Here is a 21,144-nt window from a genome sequence, read left to right on the forward strand (position 1 = left end):
AGTCCTTTTCAGAGAGTTGCTAGTCAAGCGCGGTTTGCAGAATTGACAGATAGTATATCGATTCGGTCGCCGACCAGGCGGATTTGCGCAGGAGAACGTGCATATTCGGCCGGGAAGCCGTCTTCAAATGTGCGGTAAACGCCGGCAATCGACACTAACTCCGGCGACATGGTCATGGCGAAGATGCGCGCCTCGGCATTGCCGGAAGCGCCCGCCAGCGCGCGGCCGTTGAGCGTGTTGTACACGTGGATGCTGCCGTCGGCGATGATTTCGGCGCCGTTGTTGACCACGGCGGTGATGATCAGGTCGCAGCCGCGCGCATAGATGCGCTGGCCGGCGCGCACCGGGGTGTCGATGATCATCACGCCGGCGTTGCCGGGGAAGCCTTCGGCCGGGGCGGCTGGCGCTGCCGCCGGAGCGGGCGTTGCCGCCGGGGCGGACTTGACCGGCGCCGGTGCTGCCTCCTGTTCGTCACGCGGCTTGGTCGCGGTTTCCAGGCTCAGGCCGTGGGCGGCGATCTCGGCTGCCATGGACGGCGGCGCGTTGCGCACGGCGACCGGATTCAAACGGTATTTTTTCAGCAGGGCGATGATGCCGGCCCAGTCGACCGGGCCGCTGCCGGCCGGCAGCGCAGCGACGTCGATCACGGTCAGGTCGTCTTCGAAGAAGTCGGTGGTGCCGCCGGTCATTTCGGCCAGCGCGGCATCGAGGGCCAGGCGGTCCGCCGTGGACAGGATGGCGGAGACTGCGACTACGGTGGAAATCTTGATTTCTATGGGCTTTTGAAACAGGCTCTTGGACATGGGCGACAGTATTAGAGGGTTAACCTCGCGCGCATGCGCAGGCACGAGCATTTTACTGTGGAAAACGGCGGATGGGGAGGGCTGGCGCCGTACTGGGCCAGTAAAAATGCGGGATGGCGGGAGGCGTCATTCCCGCGAAGGCGGGAATCCATAGAACGCTGGTCGGATTGGCTCAGCATGGATTCCCGCTTTCGCGGGAATGACGTCAGTAGATCGCGTGTTCAGCGCGCAGCTGGCGGGCTGCCGCGACCATGTTGCGCAGCGCGGTTTCGGTTTCCGCCCAGCCGCGGGTTTTCAGTCCGCAATCGGGGTTGACCCACAGATGGGCCGGCGGGATCACCGCGCTGGCTTTCTGCAACAGCCGCACCATCTCGGCCTGGCCCGGCACGCGCGGCGAGTGGATGTCGTACACGCCGGGGCCGATCTCGTTCGGATAGCGGAACTGGCCGAAACCGTTCAACAGCTCCATGTCCGAGCGGCTGGTCTCGATGGTGATGACGTCGGCATCCATGGCGGCGATCTGCGGCAGGATGTCGTTGAACTCGGCGTAGCACATATGGGTGTGGATCTGCGTGCCGTCGGCCGCCGCGCTGGCCGACACGCGGAAGGCGCGCGTGGCCCAGTCCAGGTACTCGTCCCAGCGGCTGCGGCGCAGCGGCAAGCCTTCGCGCACGGCCGGCTCGTCGATCTGGATGATGCCGATGCCGGCCTGCTCCAGGTCGGCCACCTCGTCGCGGATCGCCAGCGCGATCTGCAGCGCGGTCAGCGCACGCGGCTGGTCGTCGCGCACGAAGGACCATTGCAGGATGGTGATTGGTCCCGTCAGCATGCCCTTCATCGGCTTGCCGGTCAGGCTCTGCGCGTGCACGGTCCAGTCCACCGTCATCGCCTTCGGACGGCTGACGTCGCCGTAGATGACGGGCGGCTTGACGCAGCGCGAGCCGTACGATTGCACCCAGCCCAGCTGCGTGAAGACGAAGCCGGCCAGCTGTTCGCCGAAGTATTCGACCATGTCGTTGCGCTCGGCTTCGCCGTGGACCAGCACGTCCAGGCCCAGGTCTTCCTGGCGGCGCACGGCGTAGGCGATTTCCTCGCGCATCTTGGTTTCGTAGTCGGCCACGCTCAGTTCGCCGCGCTTGAAGCCGGCGCGGGCGGCGCGGATGGTGGCCGTCTGCGGGAAGGAGCCGATGGTGGTGGTCGGGAAGGCCGGCAGCTTGAAGCGGGCGCGCTGCTCGGCCTGGCGTTGGGCGAACGGCGAGTGGCGGCGATCGGCGTCGGCGGGCAGGGCGGCGATGCGCGCACGCACGGCGTCCTGGTGCACGCGCGGACTGGCGCGGCGGCTGGCGATGGCGGCGCGCGATACTTCCAGCGCTTCGGCGGTGGCCGCGTCGTACTCACCCTGCAGCGCCTGCTTGAGCACATACAGTTCGTCGAGCTTCTCGGTGGCGAAGGACAACCATGAGCGGATTTCAGCATCGAGCGCGGTTTCGGCCGCCAGCGTGAACGGCACGTGCAGCAGCGAGCACGAGGCCGACAGCCACAGCTTGCCGCCGCGCTTCTCCGCGATCGGCGCCAGCGTGGCCAGCGCGGCGTCGAGGTCGGTGCGCCAGATGTTGCGGCCGTCGACGATGCCGACCGACAGCACCTTGTGCACCGGCAGCCAGTCGGCGATGCTGGTCAGTTCGTGCGGCGCGCGCACGCCATCGACGTGCAGGCCGGCCACCGGCAGGCGGCAGGCCAGGCTCAGGTTTTCTTCCAGCGGCGAGAAGTAGGTGGCCAGCAGCAGCGGCACGCCGACCTGGTTCAACTGCCAGTAGCTGTTTTCGAACGCGCTGCGCCATGGCGCCGGCAGGTCGAGACCGAGGATGGGCTCGTCGATCTGCACCCACTGCACGCCCTGTGCCTTCAGGCGGTCCAGCACCTGGCCGTAGACCGGCAGCAGCTTGTCCAACAGGCTCAGACGGTCGAAATCGCCGTCGGCCTTGGCCTTGCCCAGCCACAGGAAACTCAGCGGTCCCAGCAGCACGGCCTTGACCGCGTGGCCCAGCGCCTGCGCCTCGGCCACTTCGTCGAACAGGCGGTCGCAGGCCAGCGAGAAGGCGGTCTCCGGCGTGAACTCGGGCACCAAATAGTGGTAGTTGGTGTCGAACCATTTGGTCATTTCCAGCGCGGCCGAGGCGTGCAGATTGCCTTCGCCGTGGGCGTCGTGCGCGTGGTCGTGGCCGCAGGCGGCCGGCTCGGCTGCCTTGTTGCCGCTCTTGCCGCGCGCCATCGTGAAGTAGCGGCTCAGCTGCGACTGGCCGTCGCCGAAACCGTAGCGGGCCGGCTCGCAACCGAGCAGCTGGATGTGGTTGGCGACCTGGTCGTAGAAGGCGAAATCGCCGACCGTGACGAAGTCCAGGCCGGCTTGCTGTTGCAAGGCCCAGTGGCGCGCGCGCAGGTCGCGGCCGACGGTTTCCAGTTCGGCTTCCGGCAATTCGCCGCGCCAGTTGGCCTCCAGCGCAAACTTCAGTTCGCGCGCCGCGCCGATGCGCGGAAAGCCCGGAACGTGGCTTTGTATGGCTTTATTCGATGTTGTCATTTTGATGTCATCCGCATTTAATATTGGTGATATAAAGTGTGCGGCAATCCGGTCTATAATCAAAACGAAAGATTTTGCGGCTTCACATGAAAAAATTTAATAGACCATGCTAGAGATACGCCACCTGCGCACCCTGAGTGCCCTTCGCTCCGCCGGCAGCCTGGTCCGTGCTGCGCAACTGCTGAATTTGACGCAGTCGGCCTTGTCGCATCAAATCAAATTGCTGGAAGATCGCTACGGCGGGCCGCTTTTTGAGCGCAAATCCGTGCCGATCGGCTTTACGGCCACCGGCGCCCGGCTGCTCAAGCTGGCCGACCTGCTGCTGCCGGAAATCGAGTCGGCCGAGCGCGAAGTGGCCCGCCTGACCCAGGGCGATACCGGCCAGCTGCGCGTGGCGCTGGAGTGCCATACCTGCTTCGACTGGCTGATGCCGGTCATGGATGAATTCCGCAAACGCTGGCCGGAAGTGGAGATCGACCTGGTGTCGGGCTTCCACAGCGAGCCGGCCGAGCTGCTGCGCAGCGGCGCCGCCGACCTGGTGATCGGCTCGCCCTACGGCCCGGACTTCGCCACCTTCCCGCTGTTCCGCTTTGAAATCCTGGTGGTGATGGCGCAGAAGCACCGCCTGGCCGCCCAGCGCCGCCTGCAAGCGTCTGATTTCGAAGGCGAAACGCTGATCACCTACCCGGTGCCGGAAACCCGCATCGACCTGATCCGTGAGGTGCTGCAGCCGGCCAATATCCACTTCGAACGCCGCACGGCCGAGCTGACGGTGGCCGTGCTGCAGCTGGTCGCCAGCCGCCGCGGCATCGCCGCGCTGCCGAACTGGGCGATCAAGAACTATGTCGACTACGACTACGTGATCGCCAAGCCGGTCGGCGAGCAGGGGCTGTGGAGCGACCTGTTCGTCTCCGTGCCGGAAGCGCAAAAGCAAAAAGCCTACGTGCTGGACTTCGTCAATGTGATACGGGAACAGTGCGCCAGCACGCTGGATGGTATCAAATTATTATCGTGACAGATTGACACTATTTCTTCAAAATGATTGAGACGGGTTTGACGCACATCAAGCGTCTCGCCAAAGTCGCCGCTTACGATGGGTGCCCAGTGATTGCAGGCCGCTGGCATGGATGCTGCTAGAGAAACCCTTGCACGAGGGAAGGTTCTCGCGGCGACGCACAATCGAAACCCTGCACGGCCTCATCGCCGGAAGCGTATTATCGAAGTTCGCGTTGTTGCTAAACTAAGCCGGCCGTGGCCGGCGCATTGGAGAGTCATATGGATGATGTAGTTATCGTGGCCGCTGGCCGTACCGGCGTAGGCAAATTCGGCGGCAGCCTGGCCAAGACCCCGGCTTCCGAGCTGGGCGCGCATGTGATCAAGGGCCTGTTGGCCAAGACCGGCATCGATCCTAACCTGATCAGCGAAGCCATCCTCGGCCAGGTGCTGACCGCCGGCGTCGGCCAGAATCCGGCCCGCCAGGCCGTCATCAAGTCCGGCCTGCCGAACAGCATTCCAGGCTTCACCATCAACCACGTGTGCGGCAGCGGCCTGAAAGCCACCCACCTGGCGGCGCAAGCCATCAAGGCCGGCGACGCCGACATCGTCATCGCCGGCGGCCAGGAAAACATGAGCGCCTCGCCGCACGTGATGAACGGTTCGCGCGACGGCTTCCGCATGGGCGACTTCAAAATGATCGACTCCATGATCGTCGACGGCCTGTGGGACGCCTACAACCAGTACCACATGGGCACCACCGCCGAGAACGTCGCGAAGAAATACGAGATTTCCCGCACCGAGCAGGACGAGTTCGCGCTGAACTCGCAGCTGAAGGCGGAAGCCGCGCAAAAAGCCGGCAAGTTCAAGGATGAGATCCTGCCGCTGGAAATCGTCCAGAAGAAGGGCAGCATCGTGTTCGACAGCGATGAATACGTCAAACCAGGCTCGACCATCGAAGCGCTGGCCGGCCTGCGCCCAGCCTTCGCCAAGGATGGCACCGTCACCGCCGGCAATGCCTCCGGCCTGAACGACGGCGCCGCCGCCGTCATCATGATGTCCGCCACCAAGGCCAAGGAGCTGGGCCTGCCGGTGCTGGCCAAGGTCAAGGCCTACGCCTCGTCCGGCCTGGACCCTGCCTTCATGGGCATGGGCCCGGTCTCGGCCACCAGGCTGTGCCTGAAAAAGGCCGGCTGGACCCCGGACGACCTGGACCTGCTGGAAATTAACGAAGCCTTCGCCGCCCAGGCTGTGGCCGTCAACAAGGAAATGGGCTGGGACACCAGCAAGATCAACGTCAACGGCGGCGCCATCGCCATCGGCCATCCGATCGGCGCATCGGGCGCCCGCATCCTGGTCACGCTGATCCACGAAATGGTACGCCGCGACGCCAAGAAAGGCCTGGCCTCGCTGTGCATCGGCGGCGGCATGGGCGTGGCGCTGGCCATCGAACGCGCTTAAGCAGTATTCGCAGCATTTGCAGCAACAAGCAGTAGCAGTGCCGCGCCGGGTTGCTGACGGCGCGGTGTCAGATGATTTTTGGTGTCAATTAACGAGGGGACGAAAATGGCAAGAGTTGCATTAGTAACCGGTGGTATGGGTGGTCTGGGCGAGGCAGTGTGTTTCAAGCTGTCGGCACTAGGCTATTGCGTCGTCACCACGTATTCCCCTGGCAATCCGAAGGTCGAGCAATGGCTCGCAACTACCCGCGATCAGGGCTTTAATTTCCGCGCTTATCCGTGCGACGTGGCCGACTACGATTCGGCCCAGGCGTGCGTGGCCGCTATCGAAAAAGATATCGGTCCGATCGACGTGCTGGTGAACAACGCCGGCATCACCCGCGACATGACCTTCAAGAAGATGGACAAGCCGAATTGGGACGCCGTCATGGCCACCAATCTGGACTCCGTGTTCAACATGACCAAGCCTGTGTGCGATGGCATGGTGGAACGCGGTTGGGGCCGTATCATCAATATTTCGTCGGTCAACGGCCAGAAGGGCGCCTTCGGCCAGACCAACTATTCGGCCGCCAAGGCCGGCATGCACGGCTTCACCAAGGCGCTGGCGCTGGAAGTGGCGCGCAAGGGCGTGACCGTCAACACCATTTCGCCTGGCTACATCGGCACCAAAATGGTGATGGAAATCCCTCAGGAAGTGCTCGATACCAAGATCATCCCGCAAATTCCGATGGCCCGCCTGGGCAAACCGGAAGAAGTCGCGGGCCTGGTGGCCTACCTGTCGTCGGACGAAGCGGCTTTCGTCACCGGCGCCAACATCGCCATCAACGGTGGCCAGCACATGTCCTAAGCGGCTAAGCATTCCAGCCCAAGGCCAGGATCGTTCGCGATCCTGGCTTTTTTTTCGTACAATCTGCTATCGATGCCTAAAGGATAGCCATGTTCGACCCGACCTCGCCCCTGTTCCCGCCCGTCCTGCCGTCGCGCCACGGCATGCTGGCGGTCGACGACCTGCACACCATCTACTGGGAAGAAGTCGGCAACCCGCAAGGCATACCGGTGGTCTTCCTGCACGGCGGCCCGGGCGCCGGCCTGTCGCCGCAGCACCGCCGCTTCTTCGATCCGGACCAGTACCGCGTGATCCTGTTCGACCAGCGCGGCGCCGGCAAGTCGCTGCCGCTGGGCGAATGCCGCGCCAACACCACCCAGTTGCTGGTCGAGGATATCGAGCGCCTGCGCGTCATGTTCGGCATCGAGCAGTGGCTGGTGTTCGGCGGCTCCTGGGGTTCGACGCTGGCGCTGGCTTACGGCCAGGCGCATCCTGAGCGCTGCCTGGGCTTCATCCTGCGCGGCATCTTCCTGTGCACGCAGGCGGAGGTGGACTGGTTCCTGCACGGCGCCCAGTGGTTCCACCCCGAGGTGCACGCCGATTTCGTCGCCGCGATCCCGGAGGCGGAGCGCGGCAACCTGCTGCAAGCTTATGTGAACCGCATCATGAGCGACGACCCGGCGATCCACTGGCCGGCGGTGCGCGCCTGGAGCCGCTTCGAAGGCCGCCGCGTGTTCCTGCTGCCGCAGGCCGAAGATCCGCCGTCGGACACGCTGGACCTGGGCGTGGGCCGGCTGGAATCGCACTACATGGCCAACCTGGGCTTCTTCGGCGAGGACCAGCTGCTGCGTAATATGGACCGCATCGCCCACCTGCCGGCGGTGATCGTGCAGGGCCGCTACGACGTCATCTGCCCGCCGGTATCGGCCTGGCGCCTGCACCAGGCCTGGCCCGGATCGGTGATGAACATGGTGCCCGACGCAGGCCACGGCGCCATGGAAAAAGGCATTTCGCGGGCGCTGGTGGGAGCCACCGAGCAGTTCAAGCGCAGCCGCGGATTTGTCTGAGAACGGACGCAGCCCGCCCGGAATCGGCCCGCATGGCGCGCGGGCTGATACACTATCGATAATTCCAGCTTCCACGCATCCATGAATATACAAGTCGGCGACATCGGCCATATCATCCAGCTGGCGATTGCGCCGGTGTTCCTGTTGACGGGCGTATGCACCAACCTGATGGTGCTGACCAACCGCCTGGCGCGCATCATCGACCGTTCGCGGGTGCTGGAGGACAGGCTCGATATCGGCTACAGCGACGTCTACCTGAACGAACTCGATGTGCTGTACCGAAGATCGCACCTGATCAACGCCTCGATCACGCTGTCGACCGCCTGCGGGCTGCTGATTTGCCTGGTGATTGCGATGCTGTTCCTGGGCGATATCACCAACATCTCGTTGGACAAGTACATCGCGGGCATGTTCGTGGTGGCGATGCTGGCCCTGATCGGCAGTTTCGTCTACCTGCTGCGGGAGATTTTCATCGCTTCGGCGGCGATGCGCTCGCACCGCCATGTGCGCCGCCCGCTCAAATAACTTTGTAAAGAATAGAGTACCAACATGCACGATTACCAACGCCCTCCGACCCTGTATCGCTACGGCGTGCGCGAAGACCTGGAACTGGCGCTGACCCAGGGCCAGTTCATCCTGACCCCGGCCAACAGCTGCCTGACCCTGAGCCTGTCCAAGGCCTGGGACCGCAAGCTGTTCGAGCTGTTCTCGTCCGACAGCTGCCTGGTCATCCACAACACCGAGGAATTCGGCGAACGCCTGCACCGCGCGGTGCAGCGCACGCTGCCTAGCTGGGCCGGCATCGACGGCGCCGTCGAATACGGCACCCGCGCAGCCCTGGGCGTGGCCTTCACCAAGACGGCCGCCGAAGCGCAGGAGCAGGAATGGCAGTTCGCCTGGCGCGCGATGCAGGCCAAGCTGAGTCTCAATCCGGTGCTGGTGAAGATCGGCAGCCTGGAAAACTTCGCCGAGCTGCGCGACCGCGATACGTACCTAGCTTGATTATTTAGCTAAATTATTTAGCGTCTTCGCGGCGGTCCAGACGCGCCAGCACGGCGCTCATCATGCGCTCGATATCGCCGCGTATCATCTTGGCGCCGAGGATGCCGGGCACGTAGAAGTTCGGTATCAGCTTGCCGCTGTAGACCACCTTGGTGCCGCCGGTTTCGGGCACCGGTATCAATTCCCAATGCGATTCGTAGTGCTTCATGTCGCCGGAGATCAGCGAAATGTCGATCGACGACATCGGCTGCTCGGTCGCGCGCACGATCAGGTGGATGGATTTGGTCATGAACAGGAAGCGCGCCACGCCGAATTGTTCGACGATGACCTCATTGCCGTTACGGGACAGGACCTTGCACGACTCCATGTCGGGCACGAATTCGGCCATGCGCTCATAGCCCGTCAGGATGCGCCATACCTTCGGCAGTGGCGCCGCCACCGTGCCGGTGGCGTCCACTTCGTACATATGCAGCGCATCGAGTTCAACCCGGTTGACCGACACCTCCAGCTTGGGCAATTCAAGCTTCGGTGCCTGCGCCAGCACCGGGGCGGATGCACCTAACAACAAAAACAGAAGGAATCGCATCATCTTTCCAGCGTAAGGGAAAGGGTGGCAGAATACAAGAGCGCTACCGCACCGACCGCCAATTTCGGGGGGCGGGCGCCGGGACTTTAGAAGCCCAGGTCTAGAGAATTGAGTTTTAATGCGGGCATCAACATGCCCGACCCAACGTCTGACTCTAAGAACCATAATGACAACTTCACCATACCCACACCTGCTGGCCCCTCTCGATCTTGGCTTCACGACGCTGCGCAACCGCGTCGTCATGGGCTCCATGCACACCGGTCTTGAGGACCGCTTCTACAACTACGGAAAACTGGCGGCATTCTATCGCGAGCGCGCACGCGGCGGGGTGGGATTGATCGTCACCGGCGGCATCTCCCCCAACCGCTCCGGGTGGCTGCTACCCTTTGGAGGTACGCTCAACTTCAAGGGCGACGTGATCAACCACCGCCGCGTCACCAGCGCCGTGCACGAGGAGGGCGGCAAGATCCTGATGCAGATCCTGCACGCGGGCCGCTACGGCTACCAGCCGTTCGTGGTGTCGGCGTCGGAGAAGAAATCGCCGATCTCGCCGTTCAAGCCGCGCGCGCTGACCGAGGCCGGCATCGAAGCGACCATCCGCGACTACGCCCGCTGCGCCAAACTGGCGCGCGACGCCGGCTACGACGGCGTCGAGGTGATGGGCAGCGAAGGCTACCTGCTCAACCAGTTCCTGTGCGCCCGCACCAACCTGCGCACCGACCGCTGGGGCGGCAGCATCGAGAACCGCATGCGGCTGTCGGTGGAAATCGTCAAGCGCATCCGCGCCGAAGTGGGCAATGACTTCATCATCATGTACCGCCACTCGCTGCTGGACCTGGTCGACGGCGGCAATACCTGGGACGACGTGGTGGCGGTGGCCAAGGCCCTGCAGCACGCCGGCGCCACCATCCTCAATTCCGGCTACGGCTGGCACGAGGCGCGGGTGCCGACCATCGTCACCTCGGTGCCGCGCGGCGCCTTCGCCAGCCTTGCTGGACGCCTGCGCCGCGAAGTGACGATCCCGGTGGTGGCCTCGAACCGCATCAACATGCCGGCCGAAGCGGAAGGCATCCTGCAGCGCGGCGACGCCGACATGATTTCGATGGCGCGTCCCTTCCTGGCCGACTCGCACTTCGTCATCAAGGCCGCGCAAGGCCGCAGCGACGAAATCAACACCTGCATCGGCTGCAACCAGGCCTGCCTGGACCACACCTTCTCCAACAAGCGCGCCAGCTGCCTGGTGAATCCGCGCGCCTGCCACGAGACGGAGCTGGTCTACGCCCCGGCCGCGAAGAAGCGCCGCGTGGCGGTGGTCGGCGCCGGGCCTGCCGGTTTGTCGGCGGCCACGGTGGCGGCGGAATGCGGCCATGACGTCACCCTGTTCGATTCCAGCGACAGCGTCGGCGGGCAGTTCAAGATCGCCATGCAGATCCCGGGCAAGGAGGAATTCGCCGAGACCATCCGCTACTTCCGCCGCAAGCTGGAACTGACCGGCGTCACCGTCAAGCTGGGCGTGCGCGTCACGCGCGAGCAGCTGATCGCCGAGGGCTACGACGACGTGGTGGTCGCCACCGGCATCAAGGTGCGCCGTCCGCCGATCGAAGGCATCAACCATCCGAAGGTGCTGTCGTATATCGACGTTTTGCAGAACAAGGCGCCGGTGGGCAAGCGCGTGGCCATCATCGGCGCGGGCGGCATCGGCTTCGACGTCGGCGAGTACCTGCTGCACGATCCCAAGCATCCGCTGCCGCTGGCGCTGGATGTCTGGGCCAAGGAGTGGGGCGTGGACATGAAGGGCGACGCGCCGGGCGGCCTGACGACGGTGGCGACGCCGGAGCCGGTGCGCCAGTTGTATCTGCTGCAGCGCAAAACCTCCAAGCTGGGCGCGGGCCTGGGCAAGACTTCGGGCTGGGTGCACCGCGCAGTCCTGGCGCGCAACGGCGTGGTGATGCTGGCCGGCGTGCAGTATGACCGCATCGACGACCATGGCCTGCATGTGACCATCGCCGGCGAGCAGCGCCTGCTGTCGGTGGATAACGTGGTGGTCTGCGCGGGCCAGGACAGCTTGACCGAGTTGATGCCGTCGGAAGAAGAAGTCAAGGCCAACGCCTCCTGGCCGCGCTTCCACAAGATCGGCGGCGCCGCGCTGGCGGCGGAGCTGGACGCCAAGCGCGCCATCAAGGAAGGCGCGGAGCTGGCGGTCAGCCTGTAAGCTACAGGCTATGCGGCAGGCAGTCGATCCACCATGCGAACGACTGCCTGCTCGAAGGTCTGCTTGCCGTTCATATAGGGTTGCCACTCGCTGGCGATGATCGGCACGAATGGCGACCAGTAGCCTTTGAACAGGGCGCCCTTGTCGGCGTAAGGTTCGTAGTCGATATTGTCGTGCCGTTTGAGTGCGGCTTTCACCACGGCGCCTACGGTGTAGAACTGCACCGCATGCCACAGGTCCGAATCGGGCGAACGATGCGTCGCCTTGAGGCGGGCGTCGATCATATCTTCCAGCTTCGCCATCGATGCGATGTGCGAAATCTCGTGATACGTCATCTCCAATGCAGCGAGTCCCTGATAACTGGGGCGTCCGCCGGGGATGACTGTTTGCGTGTCCGTGTAGCCGCCCTGGCGCTTGCCGGTTTCCACCACGATGTCGATGCGGATCGGTGTCGATGGGAAGGGCGTTTGCAGGAAGCGTGCAATGCCTTCCTGGACTTCCGCGCCGTAGCGTTCATCCAGCCGCTTCGCTTCGGCGATCCACTGACGGTTGCTGGCGTCGTGCTGCGCCCAGAGGCAGCGTGCGTAGATCGGCGCGACACTGTTCAACGTAGACGCCAGCTGCGGCGGCAAGGCCAGGCCGCTGGCGTCGCGCCGCGTGTCGGCCACGCTCAGCGCGGTTTTGATGGCTGTCATCTGCTCGTCGAACAGCAGATCGAGCTTGGCGTAGTTGTCGTGGTACCAGGCGACGGCGCCGCGCAGCGTCGCCATTTCGTCGGCGGTGGGCGTGGCCGTCCAGCCGGTTTTTTCCAGCAGTTCCGGATGCACGCCCAGGTTGTACAGGAAGTGATGCATGTTCATCAGGAAGGCGCTGTGGAAGTCCAGCTGCACACCTGCCGGCGATGCCCCCGCACCCGGGAGTAGCAGCGATGCCGGCAGCGCCACCGCACAGCGCATCAGCGCGCGCCTAGTGACCATGATGGCCTCCGCTCTTTGCTAGGTTGGCCAGCACGAATTCCGTCATGCCCTTCGCCAGTTCCTGCTCGCCGATGAAGACTTCGCCCGCGCGCTCGCCGCGCAGCAGTTCCGCTTCTTCGTCGCTGTGCGTACGCACCACGGTCTTGATGTTGGGGTTGAGCGCACGCGCGGTTTCGATCATCGTCCGCACGTGGAAGGTGTCCGGCGTGGCGATCACCAGCATCGCGGCGCGCGCGATGTGAGCCTGGATCAGCACCGCAGGCTCGCCCGCATTGCCGGCCACCGCATGCGCGCCGTCCTTGCGCAGCTGGTCTACAAGCTCGCGGTTCTGTTCCGCCACCACGAAGGGGATGCCGCGTTCGGTGAGCGCGGCGGCGATGCGCCGTCCCACGCGGCCGTAACCGACCAGCACCACCTGTCCCGCCAGATGCTCCTGCGGCACCGATGTCGGCAGCTCGGCCAGCGGATCGGCCGTGCGTTCGAACTTGGCCGCCAGCGATGCGTTCCGCCCCATCCAGCGCTCCAGCGGCTTGGTGACGCGGAACACGACCGGGTTGAGCGCGATCGAGATGATCGCGCCGGCCAGTATCAGGCTTTGGCCTTCGGCGGGCATCAGCCCCAGGGACAGGCCCAGCGCCGCCAGGATGAAGGAGAACTCGCCGATCTGCGCCAGGCTGGCCGAGACCATCAGCGCGGTCTTGGCCGGATAGCGCAGCAGCAGCACCAGCAGGAAGGCCGCCACCGATTTGCCGACCACGATGATCGCGACCACGGCCAGCAGCTTGAGCGGCTGCTCGACCAGTATTGCCGGCTCGAACAGCATGCCGACCGAGACGAAGAACAGCACCGCGAACGCATCGCGCAGCGGCAGCGATTCCTCGGCGGCGCGGTGCGCCAGTTCAGATTCGCGCAGCACCATGCCGGCGAAGAAGGCGCCCAGCGCGAACGACACGCCGAAGTAGTGGGTGGATGCATAGGCGATGCCGACAGCGGCGGCGATCACGCACAGCGTGAACAGCTCACGCGAGCCGGTGCGCGCCACCTGCCACAGAATCCACGGGAACAGCTTGCGGCCGACCACCAGCATCAGCGCGATGAAGGCGCCGACCTGGCCCAGCGTGATGGCCAGCGTGGTCCACAGGTTCGCTTCGCCCATGGCCGTGACGCCATGGCTTTCGCTGTGGGTGCCGCCCAGCGAACCCGCCAGCGCAGGCAGCAGTACCAGCACCAGCACCGTCACCAGGTCTTCCACCACCAGCCAGCCGACCGCGATGCGGCCGTTGAAGCTGTCGAGAATTCCACGTTCCTCCAGCGCCCGCAGCAGCACCACCGTGCTGGCCACCGACAGCGCCAGGCCGAATACCAGCCCGCCGCCCATGCTCCAGCCCCAGAAGTGCGCCAGCACCATGCCCAGCGCGGTGGCGACCGCAATTTGCAGCACTGCCCCCGGCAGCGCGACGCGCCGGACGGCCCATAAATCATCGAGAGAAAAGTGCAGGCCGACGCCGAACATCATCAGCATCACGCCGATTTCGGCCAGTTGCCCGGCCAGCGCCGTATCGGCCACGAAGCCCGGGGTGGCGGGGCCGATGATGATGCCCGCAGCCAGATAGCCCACCAGCGCCGGTAGTTTAAGGCGCGTTGCGACATAGCCGAACAAAAGGCCGAAGCCCAGTGCGGCCGCGATGGTGGTGATCAGGCTGATATTGTGGGGCATGCGTGCGGGACTCCTGCGCTAGGGTGGGTGAACCCAAGCGTAGCACAATCGCGCCCCGCACGGATCGCATGATCACTGGGCCAGTGCCGCCGGCGCCATGCGCGTGCTGACGCCGAAGCGGTTGAAGGCGTTCATCAGCGACACGGCCACGGTCAGATCGGCCAGTTCCTTTTCGCCGAGGACGGCGATCGCTTTTTGATAGTCGCTGTCCGGCACGTTGGTCTGGGCGACGTGGGTCACGCTTTCGGCCCAGGCCAGGGCGGCGCGCTCCTTCTCGCTGAACAGCGCGGCCGCTTCCTCCCACACCGGTACCAGCGCCACCTTGTCGACCTTGACGCCCTGGTTCAGCAGGTCGCGGGTGTGCATGTCGATGCAGTAGGCGCAGCCATTGATCTGCGACACGCGCAGGTAGACCAGCTCCACCAGCTCGGACGGCAGGCCGCAGGTCTGTACATATCTCTTGACGGCGGCGAAGCCCTTGTAGGCCTCCGGGGCGTGCTTGAATATTTCGAGGCGCTTGCTCATGGCGTTTCCTTGATTGATTGCGAATGAGCGTATTCTGCTGGCGCATGGCCTAGCCGTTAAGAGCCAAGAATGGGCTATTGAACTAGGCCATGTTTACATCAGCCTGAGTATCCGTTTGCCGAGTTCCCGCGCCCGTTGCGGCGTGTCGATGTTGGTGAAGGCCAGCAGCAGCGCGGATGCCGCATGGGGCAGCACGCTGCGCTCGGACAGCGCCAGCGCGGCCATGCCGTCCTGCCGCATGCGCTCGGCCAGTGCGCGGTCGGTGTGTCGGCCTTTCATACGCAGCACCAGATGCATGCCGCCCGGCTGCGGATCGATGCGCAGGTGCTTGCCCAGCACCGCGCCCAGTCCTTCGGCAGCGATCTGGCGGCGCTCCGCGTACAGGCGGCGCATGCGCTGGATGTGGCGGGCGAAGTGGCCTTCGTTCATGAAATCGCTGACGATGGTTTGCATCAGCGCCGGGCCGCCGGCGGCGAAGGTCTGGCTTATCTGTTCGAAGCGCGCCACCTGCGCCGGCGGCACCACCAGGTAGGCCAGCCGCACCGCCGGGAACAGCACCTTGCTGAAGGTGCCGGCGTACAGCACGCGGCCGTCGCGGTCCAGGCTTTGCAGCGCGGGCAGCGGGCGGCTGGCGTAGCGGTATTCGCCGTCGTAGTCGTCTTCCACGATCCAGGCGTCGGCCTGCTTTGCCCAGTCCAGCAGCGCCAGGCGACGCGGCAGCGACAGCGCGACGCACAGCGGGCTTTGATGCGCGGGCGTGACGATGGCCGCCTTGGCGCGCGGCGCGGTGGCTATGCCGTGCGATACCACCAGTCCGTCGGCGTCGACTGCGACCGGGGCCAGTTTCATGCCGGCCTGTTTCAGCAGCTCGCTCGTTGGCGGGAAGCCGGGGTCTTCCACCCAGACGCCGTCGCCCGGTTGCAGCAGGGCGCGCGTCACCAGCTCCAGCGTGTTGCGGTAGCCGGAGGTGATGAATACCTGCGATGGCGTGCAGTCGATGCCTCGCGACAGTTGCAGGTAGGTGGCGATGGCGGCGCGTAGCGGCGCCTGGCCGGCGAAGGGCGGGTAGGCCATGTCATCGGGTTGCGTGGCGCGGATCGCGCGTGCCGCCAGCCGCGCCCACACTTTGCGTGGGAAGGCGTCCAGCGCCGGCAAGCCCATTTGGAAGGGGCGGTTCAGCGGGGTGGGCATCGCAGACGCTGCCGATGTCGTGGGATGAGCGCGGGTTCGCGGTGCGCGTGCGGGCGCCGTCGTCGCTGTGGTTGTGGCGTGGCGGGCCAGCGCCGGTGTCACGATGGTGCCGGCCTGGCCGCGCGTTTCGACATAGCCTTCGGCGACCAGCAGCGAGTAGGCCGCTTCCACCGTGCCGCGCGCCAGTCCCAGCTCCAGCGCCAGTGCGCGGGCCGATGGAATGCGGGCCTCCGGCAGCAGCAGGCCTTCCGCGATGGCGTTGCGGAAGCGGATATAGATCTGCCGGTACAGCGGTTCGGCGGCGGTGGTGTCGAGCTGGAGGAAGTCGGGCTGGTTTTTCATGGCCTAGTCGGGATGTCGTTTTATGGCTCTGGAGATTATGCCATTGCGCTCATAAGATGGTGTTTTGAAAGGAGCAGCCATGAGTGAAAAACTGAGGGATGTCGAGACGGAGGAGCAGCTGCGCGCCTGCTACCCGGTGATGAAGCAGCTGCGTCCGCACCTGGAGACCGAGGACGATTTCGTCGCCCGCGTCACGCGCATGGGGCAGCAGGGCTACCGCATCCTGGCCGCGTGGGACGAAGGCGAAGTGGTGGCGCTGGCCGGTTATCGCCTGGAGGAGAATCTGGTGTACGGCAAGTTCATGTACGTGGACGACCTGGTGGCCGGCGAGAAGACGCGCGGCCGGGGCTGGGGCGCGCGGCTGCTGGAGCATCTGACTGTGTATGCGGAGCAGGCGGCATGCGTCAAGCTGGTGCTCGACACGGGGATGGCGAACGCGCTGGCGCAGCGCTTCTACTTCCGCCAGGGCCTGCTGACTGGCGCCATGCGCTTCGGTAAATTCCTGAAAGCGGGTGCGGCATGAAGATCCTGCATATCACTTGCAGCGCGCGCGGGCAGCAGTCGGTGAGTTATCGCCTGTCCCAGCGCGTGATGGACCGGCTGTTGTCGCAGCACCCTGCCGCACAAATCGTCACGCGTGATCTGTGGGCCGAGCCGCTGCCGCACATCGACGGCGAGTATGCGGCGGCCTTGGGCGGCACGCCTGACCGCGTATCGGCGGCTGCGGCGCGCGGCCTGTCGTCGCTGGCGTTGTCGGACCGGCTGATCGCCGAGTTACGCGATGCCGATTGCGTGGTGATCGCCACGCCGATGCACAACTTCACCGTGCCGTCGGTGTTGAAGGCGTGGCTGGACCACGTGGTACGCATAGGCGTCACCTTCAACGCCACGCCGGAAGGCAAGATCGGCACGCTGGCGGATCGTCCGGTGTACATCGCCGTCAGCTCCGGCGGTTACCGCACCGGCGAGCGCGCCCGCCAGCCCGACTTCCTCGAACCCTATCTGCGCGCCATCCTGCCCACGATAGGCCTGAAGAACCTCAACTTCGTTTCCGTCCAGGCCACCGCTTTCGGCCCGGAAGCGACAACGGCCGCTTTCGCGGCCGTCGAGCAGGCATTGGACGACTGCGTCGCTTAGATCCGGCGCACCACCACGCAGCCGATCGAGTAGCCTGCGCCGAAGGAGCAGATCACGCCCAGCTGGCCCGGGGCCATGTCGTCCGAGTGCTTGTGGAAGGCGATCACCGAACCGGCCGACGAGGTGTTGGCGTAGGTGTCCAGGATCACCGGCGCTTCGCCCGGTTCGGCGTCGCGGCCCAGCACCATGCGGCTGATCAGCAGGTTCATGTTCAGGTTGGCCTGGTGCAGCCAGTAGCGGCTCACCTGCGGCACTTCCAGCCCGGCGCCGGTGATGGTGTTCTTGATCATCTCGGCGGCCATCGGGCACACGTCCTTGAACACCTTGCGGCCCTGCTGGCGGAACAGCTTGTCCGGCTGGCCGATGCCCGCTTCGTCGAAACGGTTCAGGAAGCCGAAGTTGTTGCGGATGTTGTTGGAGAAGCTGGTCTTCAGCTTGGTCTCAACGATCTCCCAGCGGTGCGAGCCCTTGGCCGTGTCGGCCGCCTCGATCACCATCGCCGTGCAGGCGTCGCCGAAGATGAAGTGGCTGTCGCGGTCGCGCCAGTTCAAGTGGCCGCTGGTGATTTCAGGATTGAGCACCAGCACCGCGCGCGCCTGGCCGCTCTGCACCGCCGCCACCGCCTGCTGGATGCCGAAGGTGGCCGACGAGCAGGCCACGTTCATGTCGAAGCCGTAGCCTTCGATGCCCAGCGCGCCTTGCACTTCCACCGCCATCGCCGGATAGCCGCGCTGCATATTGGAGCAGGCCACCAGCACCATGTCGATATCGGCCGGCACGCGGCCGGCGCGGTCCAGCGCCTGACGGGCGGCCGCCACGCAGATTTCCGCCTGCAGCGACAGTTCCTCGTCCGCGCGCTCAGGAATGCGCGACACCATGCGCGCCGGGTCCAGGATGCCGGTCTTTTCCATCACATAGCGCGACTTGATGCCGGATGCTTTCTCGATGAAGGCCACGCTGGACATCTCCAGCGCCGTGACCGTGCCTTCCGCGATGGCGGCGGCGTTGTCGGTGTTGAACTGTTCGGCGTAGGCGTTGAAGCATTCCACCAGCTCTTCATTGGAGATCGACTGGGCTGGCGTAAAGAGGCCGGTACCGCTGATGACAGCTTGTTTCATGTTTAAACTTTCAAATTTAGCAATGGCTCGCGCCAATAATGAGGCAAATTCTACACAATGGCTGCACGTTAGGCGAAAATAAAAGCGGCGCCCTTGAGGCGCCGTTGAAAAAATGGGGTCAAGTCTGACATTTGGACACGGGCTCTACCGTAAAGCGATCTACGGTAGAGCCCGTGTCCAAATGTCAGACTTGCCCCCCAATTTTTATTTCTTGGCCAGATCCTTCTTGATACCGCCGAGCGCGGCTTCGGTCTGCACCACCGTGGTTTCGGGCTTGGCCAGCTGAACAGGCAAGCCTTTCAGGTGGTTCAGCGCCTGCGCCAGCTGGAAATCGTCGGCGCTGCCGTACTCCAGCGGCTTGCGTTTCTTCTCCAGCGCCACGATGCGCAGCTGCTCTTCCAGCTCGTCGCGCTTGCTCTTGGCGATTTCCTGGTCGCGGTCGTTCGTCAGGTGTTTGTCGAGGTCGGCCTCGCGGGTGCGCAGCGCGTTCAGGCCGTCGCCGTCGGCGTTCTCATCCACCGCCAGGTCCGGCACGATGCCCTTGGCCTGGATCGAGCGGCCGTTCGGCGTGTAATAGCGCGCCGTGGTCAGCTTGACGGCGGTGTCGGCGGTCAGCTGGCGGATGGTTTGCACCGAGCCCTTGCCGAAGGTCTGGGTGCCGATGATCTCGGCCCGCTTGTAATCCTGCAGCGCGCCGGCGACGATTTCCGAGGCCGAGGCCGAACCGGTGTTGACCAGCACCGCCATCGGCACCTGCTTGAGCGCGGCCGGCAGCTTGGCCAGCGCGTCGCTGTCGTTGCGCAGCGCGTAGTATTCGGGACGGCCGTAGAAGATCTGCTTGGAGTCCGGCAGCTGGCCGTTGGTCGAGACGATGGCCGCATCCTTGGGCAGGAAGGCCGCCGCCACGCCGATCGCGCCTTGCAGCACGCCGCCCGGGTCGTTGCGCAGGTCCAGCACCAGGCCCTTGATGTTCGGATCCTGTTTGTACAATTCGATAATCTTGGCGGCCAGGTCATCGACGGTCGGTTCCTGGAACTGCGAGATGCGCACCCAGGCGTAACCAGGCTCGACGATCTTGCCCTTGACGCTCTTCTGGTGGATTTCCTCGCGCGTGATGTTGAACACCAGCGGCTCGGCCTCGCCCTTGCGCAGGATGGTCATGCTGACCTTGGTGTGCGGCTCGCCGCGCATCTTCTTGACCGACTCGTCCAGGCTCAAGCCCTTGACCGGCGTGTTGTCCAGCCGGGAGATCAGGTCGCCCGCCTTGATGCCGGCACGCCAGGCCGGCGAATCCTCGATCGGCGCGACGATCTTGATGTAGCCGTCCTCGCTCTGGCCGATCTCGATGCCGAGGCCGACGAACTTGCCCTGCGAACCTTCGCGCAGTTCGGCGTAGGCTTTCTTGTCCAGGTAGGCGGAGTGCGGGTCCAGCGAGGCCACCATGCCGGAGATGGCTTCGGTCAGCAGCTTCTTGTCTTCGACTTTTTCGACGTAGTCGGATTTGATCAGGCCGAACACATCGGCCAGCTGTCGCAGCTCTTCCAGCGGCAGCGGCGGGTCCACCGGCTTTTGCGCCATGGCGGAAAACTGCAGCGAGATCGCGACACCGGCCACGACACCCAGGCCGACCAGTCCGGAATTTTTTAGTTTCTTGCCCATGTTTCACCTATCGAAGCTGTTGCCGACAGCCGCCGCCGGTGGGAGTTCCCGCCGCAACGTGCTTGAGTTGAGTATAAACCTGATTCCCGGCAAACGTAGTAGCCGTCACGAAATGATTTATACCTTTACGAGAATTTACAACGCTTGCCGTTGACTTTTAAAGTACGCCAGCGCCTACTTGCGAATCATCAAGTTTGCTGTTTTGTACGCAGTGTATCCCCCACGTTCACGTCCGTAAGCAATTGTAAGAAGTCCTGTAACGGCGGGGGCCGCGACCTAAACTGAATTCGTATTTCTCTCTACCCTGAAGTGGTTTTCGCCTGCGCCCCAAGCGCAGGCTTTTTTTTATCCATGGAGCCTACATGCGTATTAACTTCCGTTCCACGTTGCTGCGCATGAGCGCCGCGTTGGCCTTGAGCGCCGTGCTGTCGCCGGCGTTTGCCCTGCCTGTCATGGAGATGCGCGCCGAGGACTTGCTGCCGATGGCGGCCGAGCTGAAAAAATCGCTGAACCTCAACGCCAACCAGCAGATCCTGTGGCAGCAGACCGAAAGCAAGACGCGCAACCTGCTGCGCGAACGCCAGGCCCGCCGCGAACGCTTGCAGGCGGCCACGCTGGAAGCCACCAAGGGCGCCAACGTCGAACTGCGCGACCTGGCCAAGGCCGTCGACGAGGAAACCACGGCCGCCGCCAGCGAAGAAAAGCTGCTGCGCGAATGGTGGCTGACCGTCAACGATGCCTTGAATGAAACGCAGCGCCAAACCGTGGTGCAGCTGGTCGGTGAACAACTGCTGCGCGTGCCGGACAACGGCGCCCACGGCGCCGCGCCGCACAAGCAGGAAGGCGGCGAGCAGCAGCATCGCGGCGGCCGCAAGAACGGCATGGGCGGCAGCGTCGGCGGACCCGGCGGCGCCAGCATCAGCCTGCCCGGCGGCTAACAGTCGTTCC

The 21,144-nt window shown here is 64.5% G+C and carries 19 protein-coding genes; 10 read left to right on the forward strand and 9 right to left on the reverse strand.

Annotated features, from left to right (window positions below):
* Positions 1 to 23 precede the first annotated feature (23 nt).
* Complete coding sequence (gene minC, locus GEV01_RS21950) at positions 24 to 803, reverse strand: septum site-determining protein MinC (RefSeq protein WP_152807667.1); 780 nt, start codon at positions 801 to 803, stop codon at positions 24 to 26.
* Positions 804 to 1,008: 205 nt separating this feature from the next.
* On the reverse strand, positions 1,009 to 3,384 hold the full coding sequence (gene metE / locus GEV01_RS21955; RefSeq protein ID WP_152807668.1) for a 5-methyltetrahydropteroyltriglutamate--homocysteine S-methyltransferase: 2,376 nt from the start codon (positions 3,382 to 3,384) through the stop codon (positions 1,009 to 1,011).
* A gap of 106 nt (positions 3,385 to 3,490) precedes the next feature.
* On the opposite strand from metE, the gene GEV01_RS21960 reads away from it, so the two are divergent.
* From GEV01_RS21960 to GEV01_RS21985, 6 genes are all read left to right on the forward strand, one after another.
* Complete coding sequence (locus GEV01_RS21960) at positions 3,491 to 4,399, forward strand: LysR family transcriptional regulator (protein WP_152807669.1); 909 nt, start codon at positions 3,491 to 3,493, stop codon at positions 4,397 to 4,399.
* Between the two features lie 260 nt (positions 4,400 to 4,659).
* Complete coding sequence (locus GEV01_RS21965; RefSeq protein WP_152807670.1) at positions 4,660 to 5,838, forward strand: acetyl-CoA C-acetyltransferase; 1,179 nt, start codon at positions 4,660 to 4,662, stop codon at positions 5,836 to 5,838.
* A gap of 105 nt (positions 5,839 to 5,943) precedes the next feature.
* Positions 5,944 to 6,684 (forward strand): acetoacetyl-CoA reductase, encoded by a 741-nt coding sequence (gene phbB / locus GEV01_RS21970; protein ID WP_008443632.1) that lies wholly within the window; start codon positions 5,944 to 5,946, stop codon positions 6,682 to 6,684.
* An 89-nt stretch (positions 6,685 to 6,773) separates the two neighbouring features.
* Entirely contained in the window at positions 6,774 to 7,730 is a 957-nt protein-coding gene (gene pip / locus GEV01_RS21975) for a prolyl aminopeptidase (RefSeq protein ID WP_152807671.1), read from the forward strand.
* 81 nt (positions 7,731 to 7,811) lie between these two features.
* The gene (locus GEV01_RS21980) at positions 7,812 to 8,255 is read left to right on the forward strand and encodes a DUF2721 domain-containing protein (RefSeq protein WP_070268240.1); all 444 of its coding nucleotides are present in this window, start codon (positions 7,812 to 7,814) and stop codon (positions 8,253 to 8,255) included.
* Positions 8,256 to 8,279: 24 nt separating this feature from the next.
* Positions 8,280 to 8,732 (forward strand): hypothetical protein, encoded by a 453-nt coding sequence (locus tag GEV01_RS21985; protein WP_152807672.1) that lies wholly within the window; start codon positions 8,280 to 8,282, stop codon positions 8,730 to 8,732.
* Between the two features lie 13 nt (positions 8,733 to 8,745).
* Here the strand turns inward: GEV01_RS21985 and GEV01_RS21990 are convergent, their stop codons facing one another.
* Positions 8,746 to 9,321 carry an SRPBCC family protein gene (locus GEV01_RS21990; RefSeq protein WP_235914511.1) on the reverse strand — a complete coding sequence of 192 codons (576 nt, stop codon included), beginning with the start codon at positions 9,319 to 9,321 and terminating at the stop codon, positions 8,746 to 8,748.
* A 163-nt stretch (positions 9,322 to 9,484) separates the two neighbouring features.
* Here GEV01_RS21990 and GEV01_RS21995 point away from each other — a divergent pair, with 163 nt between their 5' ends.
* Positions 9,485 to 11,530, forward strand: coding sequence for an NADPH-dependent 2,4-dienoyl-CoA reductase (locus GEV01_RS21995; protein WP_152807673.1), 2,046 nt, complete (start codon positions 9,485 to 9,487; stop codon positions 11,528 to 11,530).
* 8 nt (positions 11,531 to 11,538) lie between these two features.
* Here the strand turns inward: GEV01_RS21995 and GEV01_RS22000 are convergent, their stop codons facing one another.
* The 4 genes from GEV01_RS22000 to pdxR form a co-directional block, all read right to left on the reverse strand.
* A complete protein-coding gene (locus tag GEV01_RS22000) occupies positions 11,539 to 12,507 on the reverse strand; it encodes a hypothetical protein (protein WP_152807674.1) in 969 nt (322 codons plus the stop codon).
* Complete coding sequence (gene ybaL, locus GEV01_RS22005; RefSeq protein ID WP_152807675.1) at positions 12,497 to 14,224, reverse strand: YbaL family putative K(+) efflux transporter; 1,728 nt, start codon at positions 14,222 to 14,224, stop codon at positions 12,497 to 12,499. Before ybaL ends, GEV01_RS22000 begins: the two co-directional genes overlap by 11 nt.
* A 72-nt stretch (positions 14,225 to 14,296) precedes the next feature.
* On the reverse strand, positions 14,297 to 14,749 hold the full coding sequence (locus GEV01_RS22010; protein WP_152807676.1) for a carboxymuconolactone decarboxylase family protein: 453 nt from the start codon (positions 14,747 to 14,749) through the stop codon (positions 14,297 to 14,299).
* 93 nt (positions 14,750 to 14,842) lie between these two features.
* Positions 14,843 to 16,282: a MocR-like pyridoxine biosynthesis transcription factor PdxR gene (pdxR, locus tag GEV01_RS22015; protein ID WP_152807677.1), complete on the reverse strand. Its 1,440-nt coding sequence runs from the start codon at positions 16,280 to 16,282 to the stop codon at positions 14,843 to 14,845.
* Positions 16,283 to 16,361: 79 nt separating this feature from the next.
* Between pdxR and GEV01_RS22020 the strand changes: the two genes are divergently transcribed.
* Both GEV01_RS22020 and GEV01_RS22025 read left to right on the forward strand, forming a co-directional pair.
* On the forward strand, positions 16,362 to 16,805 hold the full coding sequence (locus GEV01_RS22020; protein ID WP_152807678.1) for a GNAT family N-acetyltransferase: 444 nt from the start codon (positions 16,362 to 16,364) through the stop codon (positions 16,803 to 16,805).
* Positions 16,802 to 17,419: an FMN-dependent NADH-azoreductase gene (locus GEV01_RS22025; RefSeq protein ID WP_152807679.1), complete on the forward strand. Its 618-nt coding sequence runs from the start codon at positions 16,802 to 16,804 to the stop codon at positions 17,417 to 17,419. Before GEV01_RS22020 ends, GEV01_RS22025 begins: the two co-directional genes overlap by 4 nt.
* On the opposite strand, the gene GEV01_RS22030 is transcribed toward GEV01_RS22025, so the two are convergent.
* Both GEV01_RS22030 and GEV01_RS22035 read right to left on the reverse strand, forming a co-directional pair.
* Positions 17,416 to 18,537 (reverse strand): beta-ketoacyl-ACP synthase III, encoded by a 1,122-nt coding sequence (locus tag GEV01_RS22030; protein WP_152807680.1) that lies wholly within the window; start codon positions 18,535 to 18,537, stop codon positions 17,416 to 17,418. The two genes, GEV01_RS22025 and GEV01_RS22030, sit on opposite strands and share 4 nt — an antisense overlap.
* 204 nt (positions 18,538 to 18,741) lie before the next feature.
* Positions 18,742 to 20,196 carry a S41 family peptidase gene (locus tag GEV01_RS22035; RefSeq protein WP_152807681.1) on the reverse strand — a complete coding sequence of 485 codons (1,455 nt, stop codon included), beginning with the start codon at positions 20,194 to 20,196 and terminating at the stop codon, positions 18,742 to 18,744.
* 362 nt (positions 20,197 to 20,558) lie between these two features.
* On the opposite strand from GEV01_RS22035, the gene GEV01_RS22040 reads away from it, so the two are divergent.
* Positions 20,559 to 21,134, forward strand: coding sequence for a hypothetical protein (locus tag GEV01_RS22040; protein ID WP_152807682.1), 576 nt, complete (start codon positions 20,559 to 20,561; stop codon positions 21,132 to 21,134).
* Positions 21,135 to 21,144: the final 10 nt, after the last annotated feature.

It is taken from the genome of Rugamonas rivuli (assembly GCF_009380165.1).
GTDB lineage: Bacteria > Pseudomonadota > Gammaproteobacteria > Burkholderiales > Burkholderiaceae_D > Rugamonas > Rugamonas rivuli.

What these genes read in the sequence shown, in the direction of transcription:
- minC (WP_152807667.1), bottom strand. Translation starts at nt 803, where the DNA reads ATGTCCAAGAGCCTGTTTCAAAAGCCCATAGAAATCAAGATTTCCACC.
- metE (WP_152807668.1), bottom strand. Translation starts at nt 3,384, where the DNA reads ATGACAACATCGAATAAAGCCATACAAAGCCACGTTCCGGGCTTTCCG.
- GEV01_RS21960 (WP_152807669.1), top strand. Translation starts at nt 3,491, where the DNA reads ATGCTAGAGATACGCCACCTGCGCACCCTGAGTGCCCTTCGCTCCGCC.
- GEV01_RS21965 (WP_152807670.1), top strand. Translation starts at nt 4,660, where the DNA reads ATGGATGATGTAGTTATCGTGGCCGCTGGCCGTACCGGCGTAGGCAAA.
- phbB (WP_008443632.1), top strand. Translation starts at nt 5,944, where the DNA reads ATGGCAAGAGTTGCATTAGTAACCGGTGGTATGGGTGGTCTGGGCGAG.
- pip (WP_152807671.1), top strand. Translation starts at nt 6,774, where the DNA reads ATGTTCGACCCGACCTCGCCCCTGTTCCCGCCCGTCCTGCCGTCGCGC.
- GEV01_RS21980 (WP_070268240.1), top strand. Translation starts at nt 7,812, where the DNA reads ATGAATATACAAGTCGGCGACATCGGCCATATCATCCAGCTGGCGATT.
- GEV01_RS21985 (WP_152807672.1), top strand. Translation starts at nt 8,280, where the DNA reads ATGCACGATTACCAACGCCCTCCGACCCTGTATCGCTACGGCGTGCGC.
- GEV01_RS21990 (WP_235914511.1), bottom strand. Translation starts at nt 9,321, where the DNA reads ATGATGCGATTCCTTCTGTTTTTGTTGTTAGGTGCATCCGCCCCGGTG.
- GEV01_RS21995 (WP_152807673.1), top strand. Translation starts at nt 9,485, where the DNA reads ATGACAACTTCACCATACCCACACCTGCTGGCCCCTCTCGATCTTGGC.
- GEV01_RS22000 (WP_152807674.1), bottom strand. Translation starts at nt 12,507, where the DNA reads ATGGTCACTAGGCGCGCGCTGATGCGCTGTGCGGTGGCGCTGCCGGCA.
- ybaL (WP_152807675.1), bottom strand. Translation starts at nt 14,224, where the DNA reads ATGCCCCACAATATCAGCCTGATCACCACCATCGCGGCCGCACTGGGC.
- GEV01_RS22010 (WP_152807676.1), bottom strand. Translation starts at nt 14,749, where the DNA reads ATGAGCAAGCGCCTCGAAATATTCAAGCACGCCCCGGAGGCCTACAAG.
- pdxR (WP_152807677.1), bottom strand. Translation starts at nt 16,282, where the DNA reads ATGAAAAACCAGCCCGACTTCCTCCAGCTCGACACCACCGCCGCCGAA.
- GEV01_RS22020 (WP_152807678.1), top strand. Translation starts at nt 16,362, where the DNA reads ATGAGTGAAAAACTGAGGGATGTCGAGACGGAGGAGCAGCTGCGCGCC.
- GEV01_RS22025 (WP_152807679.1), top strand. Translation starts at nt 16,802, where the DNA reads ATGAAGATCCTGCATATCACTTGCAGCGCGCGCGGGCAGCAGTCGGTG.
- GEV01_RS22030 (WP_152807680.1), bottom strand. Translation starts at nt 18,537, where the DNA reads ATGAAACAAGCTGTCATCAGCGGTACCGGCCTCTTTACGCCAGCCCAG.
- GEV01_RS22035 (WP_152807681.1), bottom strand. Translation starts at nt 20,196, where the DNA reads ATGGGCAAGAAACTAAAAAATTCCGGACTGGTCGGCCTGGGTGTCGTG.
- GEV01_RS22040 (WP_152807682.1), top strand. Translation starts at nt 20,559, where the DNA reads ATGCGTATTAACTTCCGTTCCACGTTGCTGCGCATGAGCGCCGCGTTG.